The sequence below is a fragment of the Streptomyces sp. NPDC047079 genome, from assembly GCF_040643755.1.
Taxonomy (GTDB): domain Bacteria; phylum Actinomycetota; class Actinomycetes; order Streptomycetales; family Streptomycetaceae; genus Streptomyces.
Genome location: NZ_JBEYUZ010000051.1, coordinates 1 through 16,456 on the forward strand (window position 1 = coordinate 1; position 16,456 = coordinate 16,456).

General features: G+C 69.7%; 18 protein-coding genes. All 18 read left to right on the top strand.

Features of this window, described 5'->3' with window-relative positions; all coding sequences use genetic code 11:
- The first annotated feature begins 167 nt into the window (after window positions 1–167).
- The 18 genes from ABZ823_RS30290 to ABZ823_RS30375 all read left to right on the top strand — a co-directional run bounded on the left by ABZ823_RS30290 (window position 168) and on the right by ABZ823_RS30375 (window position 16,333).
- The gene (locus tag ABZ823_RS30290; RefSeq protein ID WP_361666038.1) at window positions 168–428 is read left to right on the top strand and encodes a hypothetical protein; all 261 of its coding nucleotides are present in this window, start codon (window positions 168–170) and stop codon (window positions 426–428) included.
- 65 nt (window positions 429–493) lie between these two features.
- Window positions 494–784 carry an HNH endonuclease gene (locus tag ABZ823_RS30295; protein ID WP_361666039.1) on the top strand — a complete coding sequence of 97 codons (291 nt, stop codon included), beginning with the start codon at window positions 494–496 and terminating at the stop codon, window positions 782–784.
- Window positions 785–941: 157 nt separating this feature from the next.
- Entirely contained in the window at window positions 942–1,217 is a 276-nt protein-coding gene (locus ABZ823_RS30300) for a hypothetical protein (protein WP_361666040.1), read from the top strand.
- Window positions 1,180–2,742, top strand: coding sequence for a terminase family protein (locus ABZ823_RS30305; RefSeq protein WP_361666041.1), 1,563 nt, complete (start codon window positions 1,180–1,182; stop codon window positions 2,740–2,742). The genes ABZ823_RS30300 and ABZ823_RS30305 overlap by 38 nt, the downstream gene beginning before the upstream one ends.
- Window positions 2,743–2,751: 9 nt before the next feature.
- The gene (locus ABZ823_RS30310; protein WP_361666042.1) at window positions 2,752–3,978 is read left to right on the top strand and encodes a phage portal protein; all 1,227 of its coding nucleotides are present in this window, start codon (window positions 2,752–2,754) and stop codon (window positions 3,976–3,978) included.
- A complete protein-coding gene (locus ABZ823_RS30315) occupies window positions 3,975–4,655 on the top strand; it encodes an HK97 family phage prohead protease (RefSeq protein ID WP_361666043.1) in 681 nt (226 codons plus the stop codon). The genes ABZ823_RS30310 and ABZ823_RS30315 overlap by 4 nt, the downstream gene beginning before the upstream one ends.
- Before the next feature lie 136 nt (window positions 4,656–4,791).
- Window positions 4,792–6,183 (top strand): hypothetical protein, encoded by a 1,392-nt coding sequence (locus ABZ823_RS30320; RefSeq protein ID WP_361666044.1) that lies wholly within the window; start codon window positions 4,792–4,794, stop codon window positions 6,181–6,183.
- A gap of 78 nt (window positions 6,184–6,261) precedes the next feature.
- A complete protein-coding gene (locus ABZ823_RS30325) occupies window positions 6,262–6,474 on the top strand; it encodes a hypothetical protein (RefSeq protein ID WP_361666045.1) in 213 nt (70 codons plus the stop codon).
- Between the two features lies 1 nt (window position 6,475).
- Complete coding sequence (locus ABZ823_RS30330) at window positions 6,476–7,078, top strand: phage gp6-like head-tail connector protein (protein WP_361666046.1); 603 nt, start codon at window positions 6,476–6,478, stop codon at window positions 7,076–7,078.
- Window positions 7,079–7,087: 9 nt separating this feature from the next.
- Window positions 7,088–7,537 (top strand): hypothetical protein, encoded by a 450-nt coding sequence (locus tag ABZ823_RS30335; protein WP_361666047.1) that lies wholly within the window; start codon window positions 7,088–7,090, stop codon window positions 7,535–7,537.
- On the top strand, window positions 7,537–7,731 hold the full coding sequence (locus ABZ823_RS30340; protein ID WP_361666048.1) for a hypothetical protein: 195 nt from the start codon (window positions 7,537–7,539) through the stop codon (window positions 7,729–7,731). The genes ABZ823_RS30335 and ABZ823_RS30340 overlap by 1 nt, the downstream gene beginning before the upstream one ends.
- Window positions 7,724–8,461: a hypothetical protein gene (locus ABZ823_RS30345; protein WP_361666049.1), complete on the top strand. Its 738-nt coding sequence runs from the start codon at window positions 7,724–7,726 to the stop codon at window positions 8,459–8,461. Before ABZ823_RS30340 ends, ABZ823_RS30345 begins: the two co-directional genes overlap by 8 nt.
- Before the next feature lie 64 nt (window positions 8,462–8,525).
- Window positions 8,526–8,936 carry a phage tail tube protein gene (locus ABZ823_RS30350; protein ID WP_361666050.1) on the top strand — a complete coding sequence of 137 codons (411 nt, stop codon included), beginning with the start codon at window positions 8,526–8,528 and terminating at the stop codon, window positions 8,934–8,936.
- Window positions 8,936–9,448, top strand: a complete 513-nt coding sequence (locus ABZ823_RS30355; RefSeq protein WP_361666051.1) for a hypothetical protein — start codon at window positions 8,936–8,938, stop codon at window positions 9,446–9,448. Before ABZ823_RS30350 ends, ABZ823_RS30355 begins: the two co-directional genes overlap by 1 nt.
- Before the next feature lie 12 nt (window positions 9,449–9,460).
- Complete coding sequence (locus ABZ823_RS30360) at window positions 9,461–9,871, top strand: hypothetical protein (protein ID WP_361666052.1); 411 nt, start codon at window positions 9,461–9,463, stop codon at window positions 9,869–9,871.
- A 177-nt stretch (window positions 9,872–10,048) separates the two neighbouring features.
- Window positions 10,049–12,148, top strand: a complete 2,100-nt coding sequence (locus ABZ823_RS30365) for a phage tail tape measure protein (RefSeq protein WP_361666053.1) — start codon at window positions 10,049–10,051, stop codon at window positions 12,146–12,148.
- A 12-nt stretch (window positions 12,149–12,160) separates the two neighbouring features.
- Entirely contained in the window at window positions 12,161–15,925 is a 3,765-nt protein-coding gene (locus ABZ823_RS30370) for a hypothetical protein (RefSeq protein WP_361666054.1), read from the top strand.
- Between the two features lie 9 nt (window positions 15,926–15,934).
- Window positions 15,935–16,333, top strand: a complete 399-nt coding sequence (locus ABZ823_RS30375) for a hypothetical protein (RefSeq protein ID WP_361666055.1) — start codon at window positions 15,935–15,937, stop codon at window positions 16,331–16,333.
- The last annotated feature ends 123 nt before the right edge of the window (window positions 16,334–16,456 follow it).

The window sequence follows — 16,456 nt, forward strand, 5'->3', positions numbered from 1 at the left end:
CGGGACACCTGGCGGTGACGGCCGCTGTCCACCACAGACGCACGACGAAGCCCCAGCTCGGTCCCCCCGGCTGGGGCTTCGCCGTGTCACAACCCTGTCGCATCACTCGCCCGACGGTCCTCGCAGCGCCACACTGAGCCCCTCACCACCAAGTCCAAGGGGGGACCATGGGGTTCATCAACGACGCAAAGGCCAACGTCGCAGGCGACGCAGCCCGCAAGGCCAGAGAACGAGGGCAGGCCGTCCTCGTCTACAAGTTCATCGAGGCCAACACCAACAGCAAGAGCACAGCGCCCATGACCGGCATGGCCGACCAGATCCAAGCCGTAGAGGCCGAGGGTTGGAGGCTGGACCAGATGGCCGCTGCCGAGGGCAAGGCCCTCACCGGGGAACGCGTCGCGCTCGTCTGCCTGTTCCGCAGAGCCTGACCCCACGAACCCAGGCCCGGCCGTATCCATGAGCGGCCGGGCCTCGCCATGTCCAGGAGGTGCGCGTGGCCACCGGCAGCGACCTCACCACCTACCAGTACCGCAAGCTGCGCGCCCAGATCCTGCGCGAGTCCGACGTGTGCATCGTCTGCGGCCACGGCGCAGCAGACGCCGTCGACCACATCCACGCTCGCAGCAAGGGGGGCGCCAAACTCGACCCCGACAACCTCGCACCCATCCACGGCGTCAACGGCTGCCCCGTCTGCCTACGCAAGTGCAACAGCGAGAAGAGCAACCGACCCTTGGCCGACGTGGTGCAGATGGTCACCTCGGTCGACTGGTTCGCAGGCCCCTGACCTGCCCATAAGCCCCTGACCTGCGAAAACGTAACGGACAAAGCCGCAGGTCAGCGCCGTGATTTTTTAGGGAAGATCGTCTTCTCAACCCCGCGCCCAGCTTTTATTTTTCTCCCCCCGGGTCGAATTCGGCCGGACGATCATGGAAGGGGGCGGCATGGGCCCCGTCGAGAAGGCCGTCCGGGACGACGTCGAGCAGCTCGGCGACCTCGTCGGCGTCGAGCCCTCACTGTCCGAGCTGGCGTACACGCTGGCCGGCCGGATCGACGCTGCGGCGACCGGCCAGTGCGAGACGTGCGGGGAGCCCGTCGCCCAGGACGACAAGCTGCTGCCCCAGTTGACCCGCGAGCTCCGGCAGACGCTCGCCCAGCTGTTGGAGGGGCGGACGGCTGACGATGACGACGACCTCGGAGACCTGGGCTCCCCCGACTGAGTTCGCCGAGGACCTCAAGGAGCGGTACGGGCTGGAGTGTCCGCCGCGCTGGGGTACGCCGCGGCATCCGGACCGGCCGTCGCTAGGCCCGAAGCTGTGGAAGGTCATGGCCAAGCTCGGCGCGCCGCCGATGCCGTGGCAGAAGTACGTGTCCGACGTGGCCCTGGAGATCGACCCTGCGACCGGGCTGTTCGCGCACCGTGAGGTCGGCCTGTCGGTGTCCCGGCAGCAGGGCAAGACGGAGCTGTGTCTGGGCGCGCAGGTGCACCGGGCGCTGGCGTGGCCGCGGCAGAACATCGTGTACGCGGCGCAGACCCGCGGCATGGCCCGGCAGCGCTGGGAAGACGAGTTCTGGGAGAAGATCGTCGCCTCGGAGCTGGCCCGGATGGCGCGCATCCGGAAGTCGAACGGCAACGAGGCGATCCTGTGGGGCAAGACGCGCTCCAAGATGGGCATCACCGCCAACACGGAGAAGGCCGGCCACGGCCCGCCGCTCGACCTGGGCTTCATCGATGAGGCGTTCGCGCACGAGGACGACCGCCTCGAGCAGGCGTTCTCCCCGGCGATGCTGACGCGGAAGATGGCGCAGCTGTGGTGGGCGTCCGCCGGCGGCACGACGAAGTCTGCGTGGCTGAACAAGAAGCGCGAGATCGGCCGGAAGCTGATCGAAGCCCTGTGGGCTGCGCTGGCCGAGGATCCGGCAGCATTGCGGCCGCGGGCCGCCTACTTCGAGTGGTTCGCCCCCGAGGACATGCCGCGGGATGATCCGGCGACCTGGTACGCGACGCTTCCTGCGCTCGGGCACACGGTCACGGAGGACGTGATCCGGGCGGAGCTGGAGAAGATGGACCCGGCCGAGTTCGACCGGGCCTATCTGAACCGCACCAGGAAGCCGACACCGCCCACGGACCCGAACGTGCCCAAGGGGAAGTGGCCTGGGCTGGTCGACGCCAGCAGCAAGCCGAACCCGGCCAGCGTGGCGCTCGCCATCGACGTCTCGCAGGACCGCTCTTACGCGTCCATCGCGGCCGCCTCCAGGCGGGGCGACGGGCGGGTGCACCTCGAGGTCGTGGCGCGCCGCCCGGGCACGGACTGGGTGGTGCCCGCCATGGTGAAGCTGCGGGCGCTGTGGAAGCCGGTCGCGGTCGCCATCGCATCCTCGGGGGCGCCGGCCGGGTCGCTCATCGATGACCTGATCGCCGCCGGGATCGACGTACCGAAGGACAAGGACCATCCGGAGCGCGGCGACCTGGCGGTGATGCGCTCGGGGGACATCACCGAGGCGTGCGGGCAGATGGCCGACGCCATGAACCAGGGCACCGTCCGCCACACCGATCAGGTGCCGCTCACCGCGGCCGTGAACGGGGCCAGGACGCGCCGCAACGGGGACGCCTGGACGCTGGATCGGACCAGCTCGCTGGTGGACATCAGCCCGCTGTGTGCCGTCACCTTTGCCCGCTGGGCGCTGCTCATCCGGGGCCCGCAGGTCGAAGAGGACTACGACATCAGCGACTCGTTCGCGTGAGGAGGCAGCATGGGCGCCTGGTCGAAGGTGCGGCGCATCTTCACCCGCGACGCGAACGTCCTCACCGCCGAGGACCTGCTGAACCTGCAGCGTGAGGGCCGCCTCGGCGGCAACGTGCACGTCACCAACGACACGGCGCTGCGGCACTCCGCGGTGTGGGGGGCGCTGCGGCTGCGCGCGGATCTGGTGTCGATGATGCCGATCGACGTGTATCGCAAGGTGCAGGGCCTGCAGGTGGAAGTGCCTAAGCCGCCCGTCCTGGTCAGCCCGGGCGGGCAGGAGGTCGGCATCAAGGAGTGGATGTATTCCACCGAGTTCGACCTGGACCGGGCTGGGAACTGCTTCGGCCTGATCACCGAGCGGACTGGGGTCATCGGGCCGGACGGGCGGGGCCTGCCCGGGCGCATCGACCTCGTGCCGCTTGGCGACGTCACCGTCCGCGCCAACGGCTCGCAGATCAAGAAGTTCAGGATCTGCGGCACCGAGTACGACCCGTGGGACGTCTGGCACGAGAAGCAGTACACCGTCGGCGGGTTCCCGCTGGGCCTGTCGCCGGTGGCGTATGCGGCATGGACGATCGAGGAGTCCCTGAACGCCCAGCAGTTCGCCCGGGACTGGTTCGGCGCCGGCATCGTCCCGTCGGGCACCTTGAAGAACACCGCCAAGACGATCGACAAGAAGGCGGCCAGGGAAGCGAAGGAGGCATTCCGGGCGGCCGTGTCGAACGGTGACGTGTTCGTGCATGGCGCCGACTGGGAGTACCAGCCGATCCAGGCGGTCGCCCAGCAGGCGCAGTTCATCGAGGCCCGCCAGTTCGGGATGGGCGACATTGCCCGGTTCTTCGGCGTGCCCAGCGACCTGATCGACGCGGCTGTCTCCGGCAGCAGCGTCACCTACGCCAACATCAGCCAGCGCAACCTGCAGTTCCTCATCATGCAGCTGGGGCCGGCCATCGGCCGTCGCGAGGACACGTTCAGCCGGAAGCTGGTGTCCGGTCCGCGGTACGTGAAGCTCAACACGGACTCGCTGCTGCGGATGGATCCGGCGGCCCGCGCGCAGACGATCAAGACGCAGATCGATTCGCGCACGCTCGCCCCGTCCGAGGCGCGGGCCCTCGAGGAGCGGCCGCCGTTCACCGAGGACCAGCTCGCCGAGTTCGACCGGCTGTTCGGCTCGCGCACCGCCGCTCCGACTGTCACGCCCCCTCCGACCGCCGTACCGGGAGCTACGCCATGACCGCATCCACGCTCGCCGCCGCAGCGGCGGAGCGCGCCCAGCACGTCCGGCAGCGCGCCGACCGACCCTCGCAGCGCCGCTCCGCCGAGCAGCCCGGGTCCCGGGCCACGGTCCGGGCCGCCCTGACCGGTGTGCAGATCCGCGAGATCGGGCCCGACGAGGGAGGAACGTTGGAGTTCCGCGGGCACGCCTCCGTGTACGAGCAGGCCTACGAGATGTGGGACATGTTCGGCCCCTACACCGAGATCGTCTCGGCGGGCGCCGGCGCCGACTCCCTCGCCCGCGCCGACCTGGACGTGCCACTGGTGCTGGGGCACGACCAGATGCGCCGCCTCGCACGGACGACGACGGGCACGCTGGTGCTGGCCGAGGACGACACCGGCCTGTCCGTGTACGCGCCCGCACTGGACCCGAACGACTACGACGTGGCGTACATCGCGCCGAAGCTGCGGTCCGGGCTGATCGACGAGATGTCGTTCGCTTTCCGCATCGAGTCGGGCCAGTGGTCCCCGGACTACACCGAGTACCGGATCAACCGGTACGACATCCACCGCGGCGACGTCGCCATCGTCGGCTACGGCGCCAACCCCTACACCGGCGCCAGCATGCGCAAGCCCGCGGCCGCGCCGACGAACAGCCGGGCCCGCGCGCTCCTGGAGATCGCGCTCGCCCGCTGACCCCCTGAACTTCCTGCCGTCCGGCGGGATCTGCCCTGCGCTCTGCGCGCACGAGCCCACCCGGCGCCATGGCCTCGGGTGGCCGTCTGACCTGGACACGGGGCGTCTGGAAATCACATCGAGCAAGGAGACGAGCATGACGCTCGAGCAGCTGATCGCCCAGGCGCGCACTGCCCTGGAGACGGCGATCGCCACCCGACAGAGGGAGCAGGACGCGCTGATGGCGCTCCGCTCCGACGAGAACCTGACCGAGGAGGCCGTCCAGCAACAGGTCGCTGCCCGCGACGCGGCCGACGTCGAGGTCACCCGCCGCCAGACGGCCCTCGACCAGCTGGAGGCGGAGCAGGCCCGCGAGGAGGAGCTCGCGCAGCTGCAGGCGCGCACCGTCCCGGCCGCGACCCGCGCCCCGGCCTACGACCAGGTCGCCCGGGTCGGCGCCGAGGAGCGCACCTACCGGCCCGACCAGGACCGGCGCGGCCGCCAGTTCGAGCGGGACGTCGCCGCGGCGTTCCTGGGCGACTACGAGGCCCGTGACCGGCTCGCCCGGCACATGGCCGAGGAGCGCACCCTGCGCGGAGACCAGCTGGAGCGCGCGGCCGGCACCGGCGCCTTCTCCGGTCTCGTGGTGCCGCAGTACCTCACCGATCTGTACGCCCCGGCCGCGGCCGCCCGGCGCCCGTTCGCGGACGCCTGCCGCCACCACGACCTGCCCGCCCAGGGCATGACCGTGAACATCTCGCGGATCACCACGTCGTCCAGCACCGCCATCCAGGCCTCGGAGAACACGGGCGTGGCGAACCAGGACGTCGACGACACGCTGCTGTCCATCCCGGTGCAGACGATCGCGGGCCAGCAGACGCTGTCCCGGCAGGCGATCGAGCGGGGCGCCGGCGTGGAGCCGATCGTCCTCGACGACCTGTTCCGCCGCTACGCGACCACGCTGGACTCGACGCTGCTCAACCAGGCGACGACCGGCCTGGCGGCCTCGGCGACCACCATCACGTACACCTCCGGCACCCCGAAGGTGACCGAGGCGTACCCGCAGGTCGTCGCAGGCCTGGCCGGTGTCGAGAGCGCCATGCTCGACCAGGCGTCCGGCGAGAACATCGTCGTGATGCACTCCCGCCGCTGGTACTGGCTCCAGAACGGCCTGTCCTCGACGTGGCCGCTCATCAGCCAGCCGGGCATCGCCGCACAGATGGGCGGCACGAACCTGGGCGCCTCCTACGGATCCGGCGTGCGTGGCGTCCTGCCGAACGGCACCCCGGTCATCGTCGACAACAACATCGTCACGAACCTCGGTGCGAGCACCAACCAGGACGAGATCTACGTCGCCGACCGCAACGAGTGCCACCTGTGGGAGGACCCGTCCGCCCCGATGTACATCCGGGCGGAGCAGCCGGCCGTGGCCAGCCTCGGCGTGCTGATGGTCGTGTACGGCTACGCCGCGTACACCCACTCGCGGTACGCACACGCCCAGAAGATCACGGGCACCGGTCTGGTCGCGCCCGCCTTCACCGGCGTCTGATCCCTCGCCATGCAGGGCCCGCCCTACGCCAGGGCGGGCCCTCGCGGTCCACCCTCTGAACACTCCCGGGAGCAAGCAATGGCTACCGAAGACCCGATGGTCGCCGCCCTGCTGCGCGAGCGCGAGGGCCTGGTGCAGTCCGGCCTCACCGACAGGGTCGCCGACGTCGACGAGCAGCTGCGTCAGCACGGCGTCGAGCCGCCCACCGACAAGAAGACCGAGCCCACCAAGCCGTCGAACAGGTCGACTCCGCCCAAGGGCCGTCAGCCGCGCGCCACCGACAAGGCCTGACATGGCCAGCGAGTACGCCACCCGCGACGAGCTCAAGGCGCAGCTCGGCATCGAGACGGGCGACACCAGCCGGGACGCACTGCTGGACAAGGCGCTCACCGCCGCATCCCGCGGTATCGACCGGACGACCGGCCGCCGGTTCTGGCTGGACGCCACCCCGACGGCGCGCACCTACCGGCTGCACCAACGGGTCGTCCGTGAGGAAGACGGTGACGTGCTCCTGGTCGACGACATCGGTGACACCACCGGCATGACGGTGGAGAGCTCATCGACCGGAGGCGGCACGTACACGGCCGTCACCGGCTACGAGACGACCCCCGACAACGCCCTGGCCGACGGATACGCCATCACCGGCCTGCTGCGGCCTCTGAGCATCTGGGGCACCGCCTTCACCCGCATCCGGGTCACCGCGAAGTTCGGGTGGCCGGCCATCCCGAACGACATCGCCCAAGCCTGCCTGATCCAGGCCACCCGCCTGTACAAGCGCAAGGACTCCCCCGAGGGCATCATCGGCTCGGCCGAGTGGGGCGTGCGGAACCTGTCCCGCCGCGACCCGGACGTGTGGGCGCTGATCGAGCCGTACATCCTGCCTGGCTTCGGATAGGGGGCGGCCGTGCAAATCTCCCAGGTGCGCGACGCCCTGGCGGACGCGGCCCGCGTGGTCGTTCTGCCCGACGGCATCGGCAAGCTGACGTGCACAGGGTTCGTCCCGGACTCCGTGGTCACCCCGTGCTTCTTCGTCGGCGAGGTTGACATCAACTACGACCAGACCATGGGCCGCGGCACGGACGAGCTGCTGTTCACGTGCCGCGTGCTGGCCGGCCGTGCGGACGACCGGTCCTCCCAACGCGTCCTGGACGCGCTTCTCTCCGGCGCCGGCGTGGCCTCGCTCAAGCAGGCCATCGAAGCGGCCCGCGGCGCGCCCGGGCAGATGGCGCTGGGGGGCGTGGCTGACGACCTGCACCTCGAGCGGGTGCAGGGCTACCGCTGGTACGAGCACGCGGGATCCAGCTACGTCGGCGCTGAGCTCGCCGTCAAGGTCATCGGTCCGGGAGGCACCTGATGAAGATCCGCATCACGCAGGCGATGCCCGAGGGCGCCCAGCTCAACGGCGCGCCGTGGCCCGCAGAGGGCGACGAAACCGACGTGCCCACCGCGCAGGGCGCGCACCTGGTCGCGTCGGGTGTCGCAGAGGAAGTCACCGACGAGGCCAAGCCGCGCGGCCGCAAGCCCCGGAGGGGAGGCACCGGTGAGTAAGACGATCCTGACCAACGTGCGGTGCTTCGCGGTCGGTGTCGACCTGACGGGCAACAGCAACAAGATCGAGCTGTCGTCCGAGGTGGAGGCCAAGGAGTCCACGAACTACGCCTCGCAGGGCTACAAGGAGGTCATGGGCGGCCTAGCCTCGGCGGAGATCTCCGGCGAGGGCCAGTGGGAGGCCTTCGACGTGACCAAGGTGGACGATGCGTCCTGGGCGGGCCTGGGCGGGACCGGCCCGTGGTCGATCAGCGCCAACAACGCCGCCAACGTGGGCGACCTGGCGTACTTCACCCAAGCGCTGCGAGTCGACTACAAGTTCGGCGACGCGGTCGGGGAGGTCGCTCCGTGGACGTCGACCGCCAAGAGCAGCTGGCCCCTGGTACGCGGCCAGTTCGCCCACCCGCCCGGCACCGCCCGCACCGCCACCGGCACGGGTACCGGCCTCAACGTCGGCGCCGTCGCCGCGAACAAACGGATGTACGCATCGCTGCACGTGCTGTCCGTGGCCGGCACCACCCCGAGCATCACCGCGCGCGTGGAGTCCAGCGTGGACAACACCTTCGCCAGCCCGACCACCCGCCTGACGTTCACCGCGGCGACCGCGGTGGGCGGGCAGATCCTGCGCACCGCAGGCACGGCCATCACGGATCCGTGGTGGCGCGTGGCGTGGACGATCAGCGGCACCTCGCCGTCGCTCCTGTTCGCCGCCGCTCTCGGCATCCAGTAGCCCGTCCGATCACCCCCGGCCCGCCTGTGGGCCTGTGTGTCATGCCCTGAAAGGAGGGCTCGTCATGCCCAAGATGGTCCTGCTCGCCGAGTACCTGTCCATCAACTCCAACGTCCTGAACACCTTCACGAAGAAGGCGGAACTCACCGTCGAGGTCGAGGAGAAGGACGTCACCAACTACGCGTCGCTGGGCTGGAAAGAGGTCCTCGGCGGTCTGAAGTCCGGTGAACTGGGGTGCGAGTTCCTCCAGGACTTCGCCGCCACCCAGCTGGACTCCATCATGTGGCCGCTGCTGGGCACGGTCGTGCCGTTCGAGGTCCGCGCCGACCAGGGCGCGGTTTCCACCAGCAACCCGAAGTACACCGGGAACATCCTGATCAACGGATGGAACCCGATCAACGGGTCGGTCGGCGATGAGGCCACGGTGTCGCTGGGCTTCCCGACGTCGGGGGCTGTGACCCGCGGGACAACCTGATGGCCGGCAGCGGAGGCCCGCCGTTCAGCCTCGGCGTGGAGACCCACGACGGCCTGGCGTCGCTGGTGCGCGCGCTCCGCGCCGAGGAGGACGGCAAGCAGCTGCGCAAGGAACTCGCCCAGAACATGCGCGAGGCCCTCAAGCCCGGAGCGCAGCAGGCCAAGGACTCCATCATGGGCATGGTCTCGCTGCACGGCGCCTCCCCGGCCCTGCGCACGTCCATCGCCCGGAAGATCCGGCCCGAGGTCAAGCTCGGCGGCCGCTGGTCCGGCGCCCGGGTGAAGGCGTTCAAGACGAAGAACATCCGCGGCTTCGCCAACGCCCCCAAGCGCACCAACCGCGCCTCCGGCTGGCGCCACCCTGTGTGGGGCAACCGAGACGTCTGGACGCACCAGCGCGGAAAGCTGGAGTGGTTCGACCGGGCGTTCCGCGGCCGCGAGGGGCTCTACAAGCAGGCCGTCGAACAGGCCATGGAAGACATGGCCCGGCGCATCGCGTCCCGGGCCCGATAAGGGGGGACCCTCATGTATCTGGTCTACACGCCCGAGGGCAGCGAAGAGCCCAAGCGCTGGAAGTACCAGCCCAAGAAGCTCATGAGCGCCGAACGGGAGATGCTCGAGCGGTACACCGGCCGCAACTTCTCCGAGTTCACCGTCGACGTGCAGAAGGGCAACAGCCGCTGCCGGCGGGCGCTGCTGTACCTGTACCTCAAGCGGGAGCACCCGACCCTGAAGTTCGACGACGTGGACTTCGCGTGGGACGAGCTCACCCTCGAGCACTCCAAGGGCGAGCTACTGCTGATGCGGGAGAACGTCGTCGACACCGTACCCGCCGACCAGTTGCCAGCCGTCCTGGAGAAGCTGGACGAGGAGATCGCGGCGGCCTACGAGGACCCCGACGAAGAGGGAAAAGCGCAGCTGCCGATCGCCGACTAAGGCGCCTCGGCGACGCCGCGCACCTGCTGCACATGCGCCCCCGGGACTGGGAGGCGTGCACTGTTGAGGAGACCGACGCCCTCCTGGACTGGCTGGACGCCTACGAGAAGGCCCAGCAGGAAGCCAACGACAAGTTGAGAGCGGGGCGCTGAGCGCTCCCTGACGACAGGGGGCGAGATGAGCGACACCTCGCTTGTGTTCAACCTGGTCGCCCGCGAACGGGTCTCGGAGACCCTCGGCAAGGTCAAAGAGAAGTTCAACCAGGCGGCCACCGGCATCGCCGAACGCGTGGGCGGCGCCCTCGGTGCCGGGGTCGCGCAGGCCATGGACATGTCCGCCGCCAACGCCAAGCTGGCCGCGCAGCTCGGCGTCGGACCAGCCGAGGCGGCGCAGCTGTCCAAGGTGTCCGCGGACGTGTACGCGCACGCGTGGGGCGACTCCGCCGAGTCCGTCAACGAGGCCATCCGCGGCGTCTACCAGAACATCGGGGACGTCTCCAAGGCCAAGGGCGGCCTGGAAGGCATCACCACCAAGGCCCTCGCCCTGGCCGAGACGTTCGACCAGGACGTCGGCCCGACCACCGCGGCCGTCGGGCAGATGCTCAAGACGGGCCTGGCCGCCAACGCCGACGAGGCATTCGACATCCTCACCCGCGGTCTCCAGTCCGGCGCCAACAAGGCCGACGACCTGCTGGACACCGTGAACGAATACGGAACCCAGTGGCGCAAGTTCGGCCTGGACGGCAAGACCGCCATGGGTCTGCTGTCGCAGGGCCTCAAGGGCGGTGCCCGCGACGCCGACCTGGTCGCCGACGCGATCAAGGAATTCAGCATCAGGGCCATCGACGGCTCGAAGACGACCGCTCAGGGCTTCCAGGCGCTCGGGCTGAACGCGGACCAGATGGCCGCCCGGATCGGCAAGGGCGGCAAGGGCGCCACGCAGGCCCTGGACGAGACCCTGGACCGGCTCCGGAACATCAAGGACCCCGTCAAACAGTCCCAGCTCGCGGTCCAGCTGTTCGGTACCCAGGCAGAGGACCTGGGGAAGGCGCTCTACTCCCTGGACCCGTCCTCGGCCGTCAGCGCCCTGGGCCAGGTCGGGGGCGCCGCCGACAAGATGACGAAGACCGTCTCGGAGTCCCCAGCGAAGACGCTGGAACGGTTCAAGCGGGAGGCGACCACCAAGCTGGCCGACGTGGCCGGGTCGTTCATCCAGTTCGCCAACGACAACAAGGGGGTAATGGAGCCGCTGGCGTACACGCTCGGTGTCGTCGCGGGCGCTGTCCTGGTCATCAAGGCGGGCATGGTGGTGTGGACCGCGGCCCAGACCGCATGGTCGGCGGCGACCACGATCGCCACCGGCGCCCAGTGGCTGTGGAACGCGGCACTGGCCGCCTCCCCCGTCACGTGGATCATCGTGGGCATCGTCGCCCTGATCGCCGTGATCGTGCTGATCGCCACCAAGACGACGTGGTTCCAGCAGATCTGGTCGGTCGTCTGGGGCGCCATCAAGACGGCTTTCAACGCCACCGTCTCCTGGCTGTCCAGCGCGTTCGCCTGGTTCGGAACGCTTCCGGGCAAGTTCGCAGGCTGGTTCGGGTCCGCGAAAGACTGGGCCGTCCGGAAGCTGCTGGCCCTGGTCTCCTGGGCGACCGGCCTGCCCGGCCGCATCGGCTCGGCGATCGCCGGCCTGGTCGGCACCCTGCGCGACAAGGCCTCGTCAGCGTTCATCGCCATGCGCAACGCGGCCGCCAGCAAGGCGGTCACATTCGTCTCGTGGGTCCGCGGCATCCCGGGGCGTGTTGCGGGCGCCGTCGGCAGCGTCAGCCACCTGCTGTACAGCAAGGGCGCCGACTTCATCCGCGGCCTGTGGAACGGCATCACCGGCATGGGCGGCTGGCTCTGGTCGAAGGTGACCAGCTTCGTGAAGAACAACATCGTCGACGCCGCCAAGAGCTTCCTGCACATCGGCTCGCCCTCCAAGCTGGCCGCGGACGAGATCGGCCACTGGATCCCGGCCGGCGTCGCCATGGGCGTGGAGAACAACGCCGGCGTCGTCGACCGGGCGATGCGCGGCCTGGTCAAGCCCGAACTGGCCCGCCCTGCCCCCGCTCCCCTCACGACCGGAATGGCGCCCCTCATGGGCGCGTCCGCAGGAGGCGGCGCGGTCCTGGTCCGCTTCGAGATGACCGGCGCCGAGGACGACTGGCACCGCCTCATGCGCAAGATCACCCGCGTCAAGGGGCGCGGAAACGTACAGGTCGCCTTCGGGCAGTAAGGAGGGAGCACGGTGGCGTTTCCTCAGACCCCGCTGGACGTGCGCATCGATCTCCAGGTCAACGGCATCTGGACGGACATCACTTCGGACGTCTACACCGCCGAGAAGATCACCATTACTCGGGGGCGGGCCGACGAGGGCGCCCGAGTGGACCCGGGCAAGTGCACGCTCACGCTGAACAACCGGCTCGGCAAGTACTCGCCCAGGAACCCGCTCAGCCCCTACTACCAGCTGATCGGACGCAACACCCCCATCCGTGTCAGCGTCATGACGGGCGGCCCGTTCCTCGACCTGCCCACCGCCACCCCCGACCAGGCCACCACCCCGGACACCGCCGCCCTGGACATCACCGGCGACCTCGACCTGCGGTGGGAGGGCGAGGCCGACTGGTACGCGCCCGGCGCCCAGATCCTCATCGGGAAGTGGGGCGCGGCCGGTAACCGGTCGTACCACATGCGCCTGGAAGCAGAGCAGCTCGTCTTGCACACCTCGCAAGACGGCACGGTCGGATACCGCTCCCTGTTCCCCTTGCCCGCGCAGCTTCCGCGACGCGCTGCGCTGCGCGTCACGGTCGACGTCGACAACGGGTCGGGCGGCGCCACCTGGCGCGCCTACCAGGCGCCGACCCTTGACGGGCCATGGACGCAGTTCGGTAGCACCACCACCACGACCCCCGCGTTCACGTTCTACGTCAGCACCGCGCCACTGTCCATCGCCCCGGAGCAACTCGACCTGGTCACCCCCGTCCGGCGCGCCGTGACGGGCAAGTGCTACCGCGCCGAGGTGCGGTCCGGCATCGACGGCACGGTCGTGGCCGCCCCGGACTTCCGGGCCCAGCCGATCGGCACGACCAGCTTCACCGACAGCGCAGGCCGCACCTGGACCGTGGGCGCAAGCGCGTCCATCACCAACCGGCAGACCCGCTTCACCGGCGAGGTGTCCTCCTGGCCGTCCCGCTGGGACGTGTCCGGCAAGGACATCCGGGTGCCCATCGAGGCCGCGGGCATCCTGCGCCGCCTCGGGCAGGGCGCCAAGGCCCTGGACTCCTCCCTGCGCCGCCGCATCCCCTCGTTCGCGCCGCTGGCCTACTGGCCGCTGGAAGAGGGGCAGAACGCCACCCAGGCCTACAGCCCCATCGACGGCGTGGCCCCGCTGACCCTCACCCAGGTCAGCTGGGCCGCCAACGACAGCCTGGCCAGCAGCAAGCCGCTCCCCGTGCTCGGCTCCAGCGTGGGCACGGACCCGATCACGCTGAACGGCGTCGTCCCGCCGCCGTCAACCACACTCACCCAGTGGGGGGTGCAGTGGATGTACCGCATCGATACCGCCCCCGCAGCACGGCGCACGTTCCTGCGCATCCTGGCCACGGGCACGGTGGCAGAGTGGTACCTCCAGACCGGCGCCGACGGCACGAACGTCATCGGCAAGGACAGCGACGGCACAACGCTCTTCACGCAGGGCATTGCCACCGGCAGTGACCTGTTCGGCCAGTGGATCAAGGTGGAGTTCAGCGTCACCCAGAGCGGCAGCAATATCGCCTGGCACATCAACTGGCAGAAACTGGACGGCAAGTTCGGCACCTTCGACGGGACCTTCGCCGGCACGATCGGCCGCCCGAAAGGGGTCGCCTCTCCCGCGGACGGCTTCAGCTCCGAACTCAACGGCATGGCCATCGGGCACATCAGCGTGTGGCCCAGCGCCGACACGGCCGCCTTCGATAACGCCATCAACGCGTGGACGGGTGAGACAGCCGGAGCCCGCATGACCCGGCTGACCTCCGAGGAGGGCGTGCCGTTCGTCCACGGCAGCACCTCTTCCCAGGAGCAGGTCGGCGCACAGGGCGCGGACACGCTGCTGGCGATGCTGGAGGAGGCCGCCGACGTCGACGGCGGCATCCTGTGCGAGCGGCGGGACACCATCAGCCTCGCCTACCGAGAGCGCAGCTCGCTGTACAGCCAGCCCGTCGCCCTTGCCCTGGACTACAACGCCCCCGGGCATGTGGCGCCGCCGCTGGAGCCGGTCGACGACGACCAGAAGGTCCGCAACGACGTCACCGTCACCCGCAACGGGGGCGCCTCAGGCCGGGCTATCCTCGACGAGGGCGCCCTGTCCGTCCAGGCCCCGCCGGCTGGGGTCGGCATCTACGACGAGTCGGTCACGCTCAACCTGTTCAACGACGGCCAGCCCGAGCCGCACGCCTACTGGCGCATGCACCTGGGCACCGTCGACGAGGCCCGCTACCCGGTCGTCAACCTGGACCTGGCGGCCGCGCCGAGCCTGATCAACCAGGTGATCGCGCTGGAGTCCGGGGACCGGGTGCAGATCGCCAACCCGCCCGCATGGCTGCCGCCCGGCCCGATCGACCTACTCATGCAGGGCTACCAAGAGGTCATCGGCCACCCCGTCGACTGGGACGTGCAGCTCAACTGCACGCCGGCCGGGCCGTGGACGGTCGCGCAGAGCGCCATCACGGAGGACTTCGAGGACGCCACCTTCGACGTCACCCTCACCAATGGCGGAAACCTGCCGTGGGCGCGGACACAGGTCCACTTCAACAGCGGCTCGTGGTCACTGGGCTCGGGCGCGATCACCAACAACCAGACCTCGGACGCGATCGTGACCGTGCCCGACGGAATGACCGCGCTGACGTTCGCCTACCGGACCAGCAGCGAGCCGTCGGGCCCCGGCTTCGAAGGCGACCGGCTGCTGGTCCTGGTCGACGGCGTGCAGGCGCTGCGCGCGCAGGGCGAGACACCGTGGACGCAGGCCACCATCAGCGTCGCCGGCGCGAAGCAGGTGACGTTCCGCTACATCAAGGACAACAGCTCCACTTCCGGGGAGGACGGCGCGTGGATCGACGACCTGACGTTCACGGGCCCTGGCCCGGTCTGGGTGGACACCGACGGCAGCCAGCTCGCCGCCGCCGCCACCTCCAGCGCGACCAGCCTGACGGTGGCCACCACCGTCGGCCCGCAATGGGTGACGACCGCCGCCTACCCCGGCGAGTTCCCCTTCGACGTCGTCTGCGGCGGGGAGAAGATGGCCGTCACCGCGATCAGCTCCGTGGTGCTGGACGCGTTCGGCCGGACGTCCACCGACACCTGGGGCAACGCCGACAGCGGCCAGGCCTGGACGAACACCGGCGGCGTGGCCGCGGACTATGACGTGCTGTCCGGCTACGGACGCCACATCAACCAGGCGGTATCGACCGGCCACCACTCCGTGATCACAGCCGTGCAGCCGGACTTCGACCTGTACTGCGACATCGCGACGGGGGCTCTGTCGACCGGGGCCTCGCAGTTCGCGGGCGTCATCGCCCGGTACACCGACGCGAACAACCTGTACGAGGCCCGCGTCGAGTTCACCACAGCGGCCACGATCCTCCTGACGATCCGCAAGCGCGTGGCAGGCGTGGAAACCCAGCTCGGGACGTTCACCACGTCGTTCACCCACGTGGCGGGCACCTTCGTCCGGGTGCGTTTCCAGGGCTTCGGGAGCGCGCTGAAGGCCAGGATCTGGCAGCCGGGAACGGTCGAACCCGTCGGCTCCTGGGCGATCGAGGTCACCGACACGGCGATCACCGGCGCCGGAAGCCTCGGCGTCAAATCCGTGCGGAACGCCGGCAACACCAACGCCAACGCGGACATCCGCTTCGAGAACTTCGAGCTGGTCAACCCGCAGACGTTCACCGTCGTCCGGAGCCGCAACGGCATCACCAAGGCGCAGACCTCCGGCACGGACCTCCGGCTGGCCAACCCCGCCATCGTCGCCCTGTAGGAGGAGCAGATGACCACCTGGCAGCCCGGCATGCGGATCACTGCGGCCCGGCTCAACGACGGCCTCAACCCGGTGACCACCAGCTCCGGGTTGACGGCCGCAACCGGTTTCAGCATCAACTCCTTCAGCGGCTACAAGCAGGGCCGCACGACCATGCTCGACATTTACCTCACCCGTACCGGCGCAGACCTGGTCCTCGCCTCGGGCAATCTGCCCGACACCCAGTGCGCCACCGCGCCCGTGGGCTGGCGCCCTACTAACGGCACTATCAACGGCGCGTGGGACAACGGCATCGTCGGCGGGGGGTTCGTCATCGGGACCGACGGCATCTGCACCCTGCGCACGTCAAGCGGAACCATCTCTAGCACTACGACTCTTCGGCTCCATATCGGCTTCATCCAGGACTGACGAGTCACCTGACCCCGTCCGCCCCGCCCGCCCCGCGCCACCGGCCGGGGCTTTCTTCATGCCCAGAAAGGGGCCCGCCTTGAAGCTCGTCACCCGCGGCCAGTGGGGCGCCCGGCCGTCCCG

Bases quoted from the DNA above. Each gene is read 5' to 3' on its own strand.
- ABZ823_RS30290 (WP_361666038.1), top strand. From the start codon at position 168: ATGGGGTTCATCAACGACGCAAAGGCCAACGTCGCAGGCGACGCAGCC.
- ABZ823_RS30300 (WP_361666040.1), top strand. From the start codon at position 942: ATGGGCCCCGTCGAGAAGGCCGTCCGGGACGACGTCGAGCAGCTCGGC.
- ABZ823_RS30305 (WP_361666041.1), top strand. From the start codon at position 1,180: ATGACGACGACCTCGGAGACCTGGGCTCCCCCGACTGAGTTCGCCGAG.
- ABZ823_RS30310 (WP_361666042.1), top strand. From the start codon at position 2,752: ATGGGCGCCTGGTCGAAGGTGCGGCGCATCTTCACCCGCGACGCGAAC.
- ABZ823_RS30315 (WP_361666043.1), top strand. From the start codon at position 3,975: ATGACCGCATCCACGCTCGCCGCCGCAGCGGCGGAGCGCGCCCAGCAC.
- ABZ823_RS30320 (WP_361666044.1), top strand. From the start codon at position 4,792: ATGACGCTCGAGCAGCTGATCGCCCAGGCGCGCACTGCCCTGGAGACG.
- ABZ823_RS30325 (WP_361666045.1), top strand. From the start codon at position 6,262: ATGGCTACCGAAGACCCGATGGTCGCCGCCCTGCTGCGCGAGCGCGAG.
- ABZ823_RS30330 (WP_361666046.1), top strand. From the start codon at position 6,476: ATGGCCAGCGAGTACGCCACCCGCGACGAGCTCAAGGCGCAGCTCGGC.
- ABZ823_RS30340 (WP_361666048.1), top strand. From the start codon at position 7,537: ATGAAGATCCGCATCACGCAGGCGATGCCCGAGGGCGCCCAGCTCAAC.
- ABZ823_RS30350 (WP_361666050.1), top strand. From the start codon at position 8,526: ATGCCCAAGATGGTCCTGCTCGCCGAGTACCTGTCCATCAACTCCAAC.
- ABZ823_RS30355 (WP_361666051.1), top strand. From the start codon at position 8,936: ATGGCCGGCAGCGGAGGCCCGCCGTTCAGCCTCGGCGTGGAGACCCAC.
- ABZ823_RS30360 (WP_361666052.1), top strand. From the start codon at position 9,461: ATGTATCTGGTCTACACGCCCGAGGGCAGCGAAGAGCCCAAGCGCTGG.
- ABZ823_RS30365 (WP_361666053.1), top strand. From the start codon at position 10,049: ATGAGCGACACCTCGCTTGTGTTCAACCTGGTCGCCCGCGAACGGGTC.
- ABZ823_RS30375 (WP_361666055.1), top strand. From the start codon at position 15,935: ATGACCACCTGGCAGCCCGGCATGCGGATCACTGCGGCCCGGCTCAAC.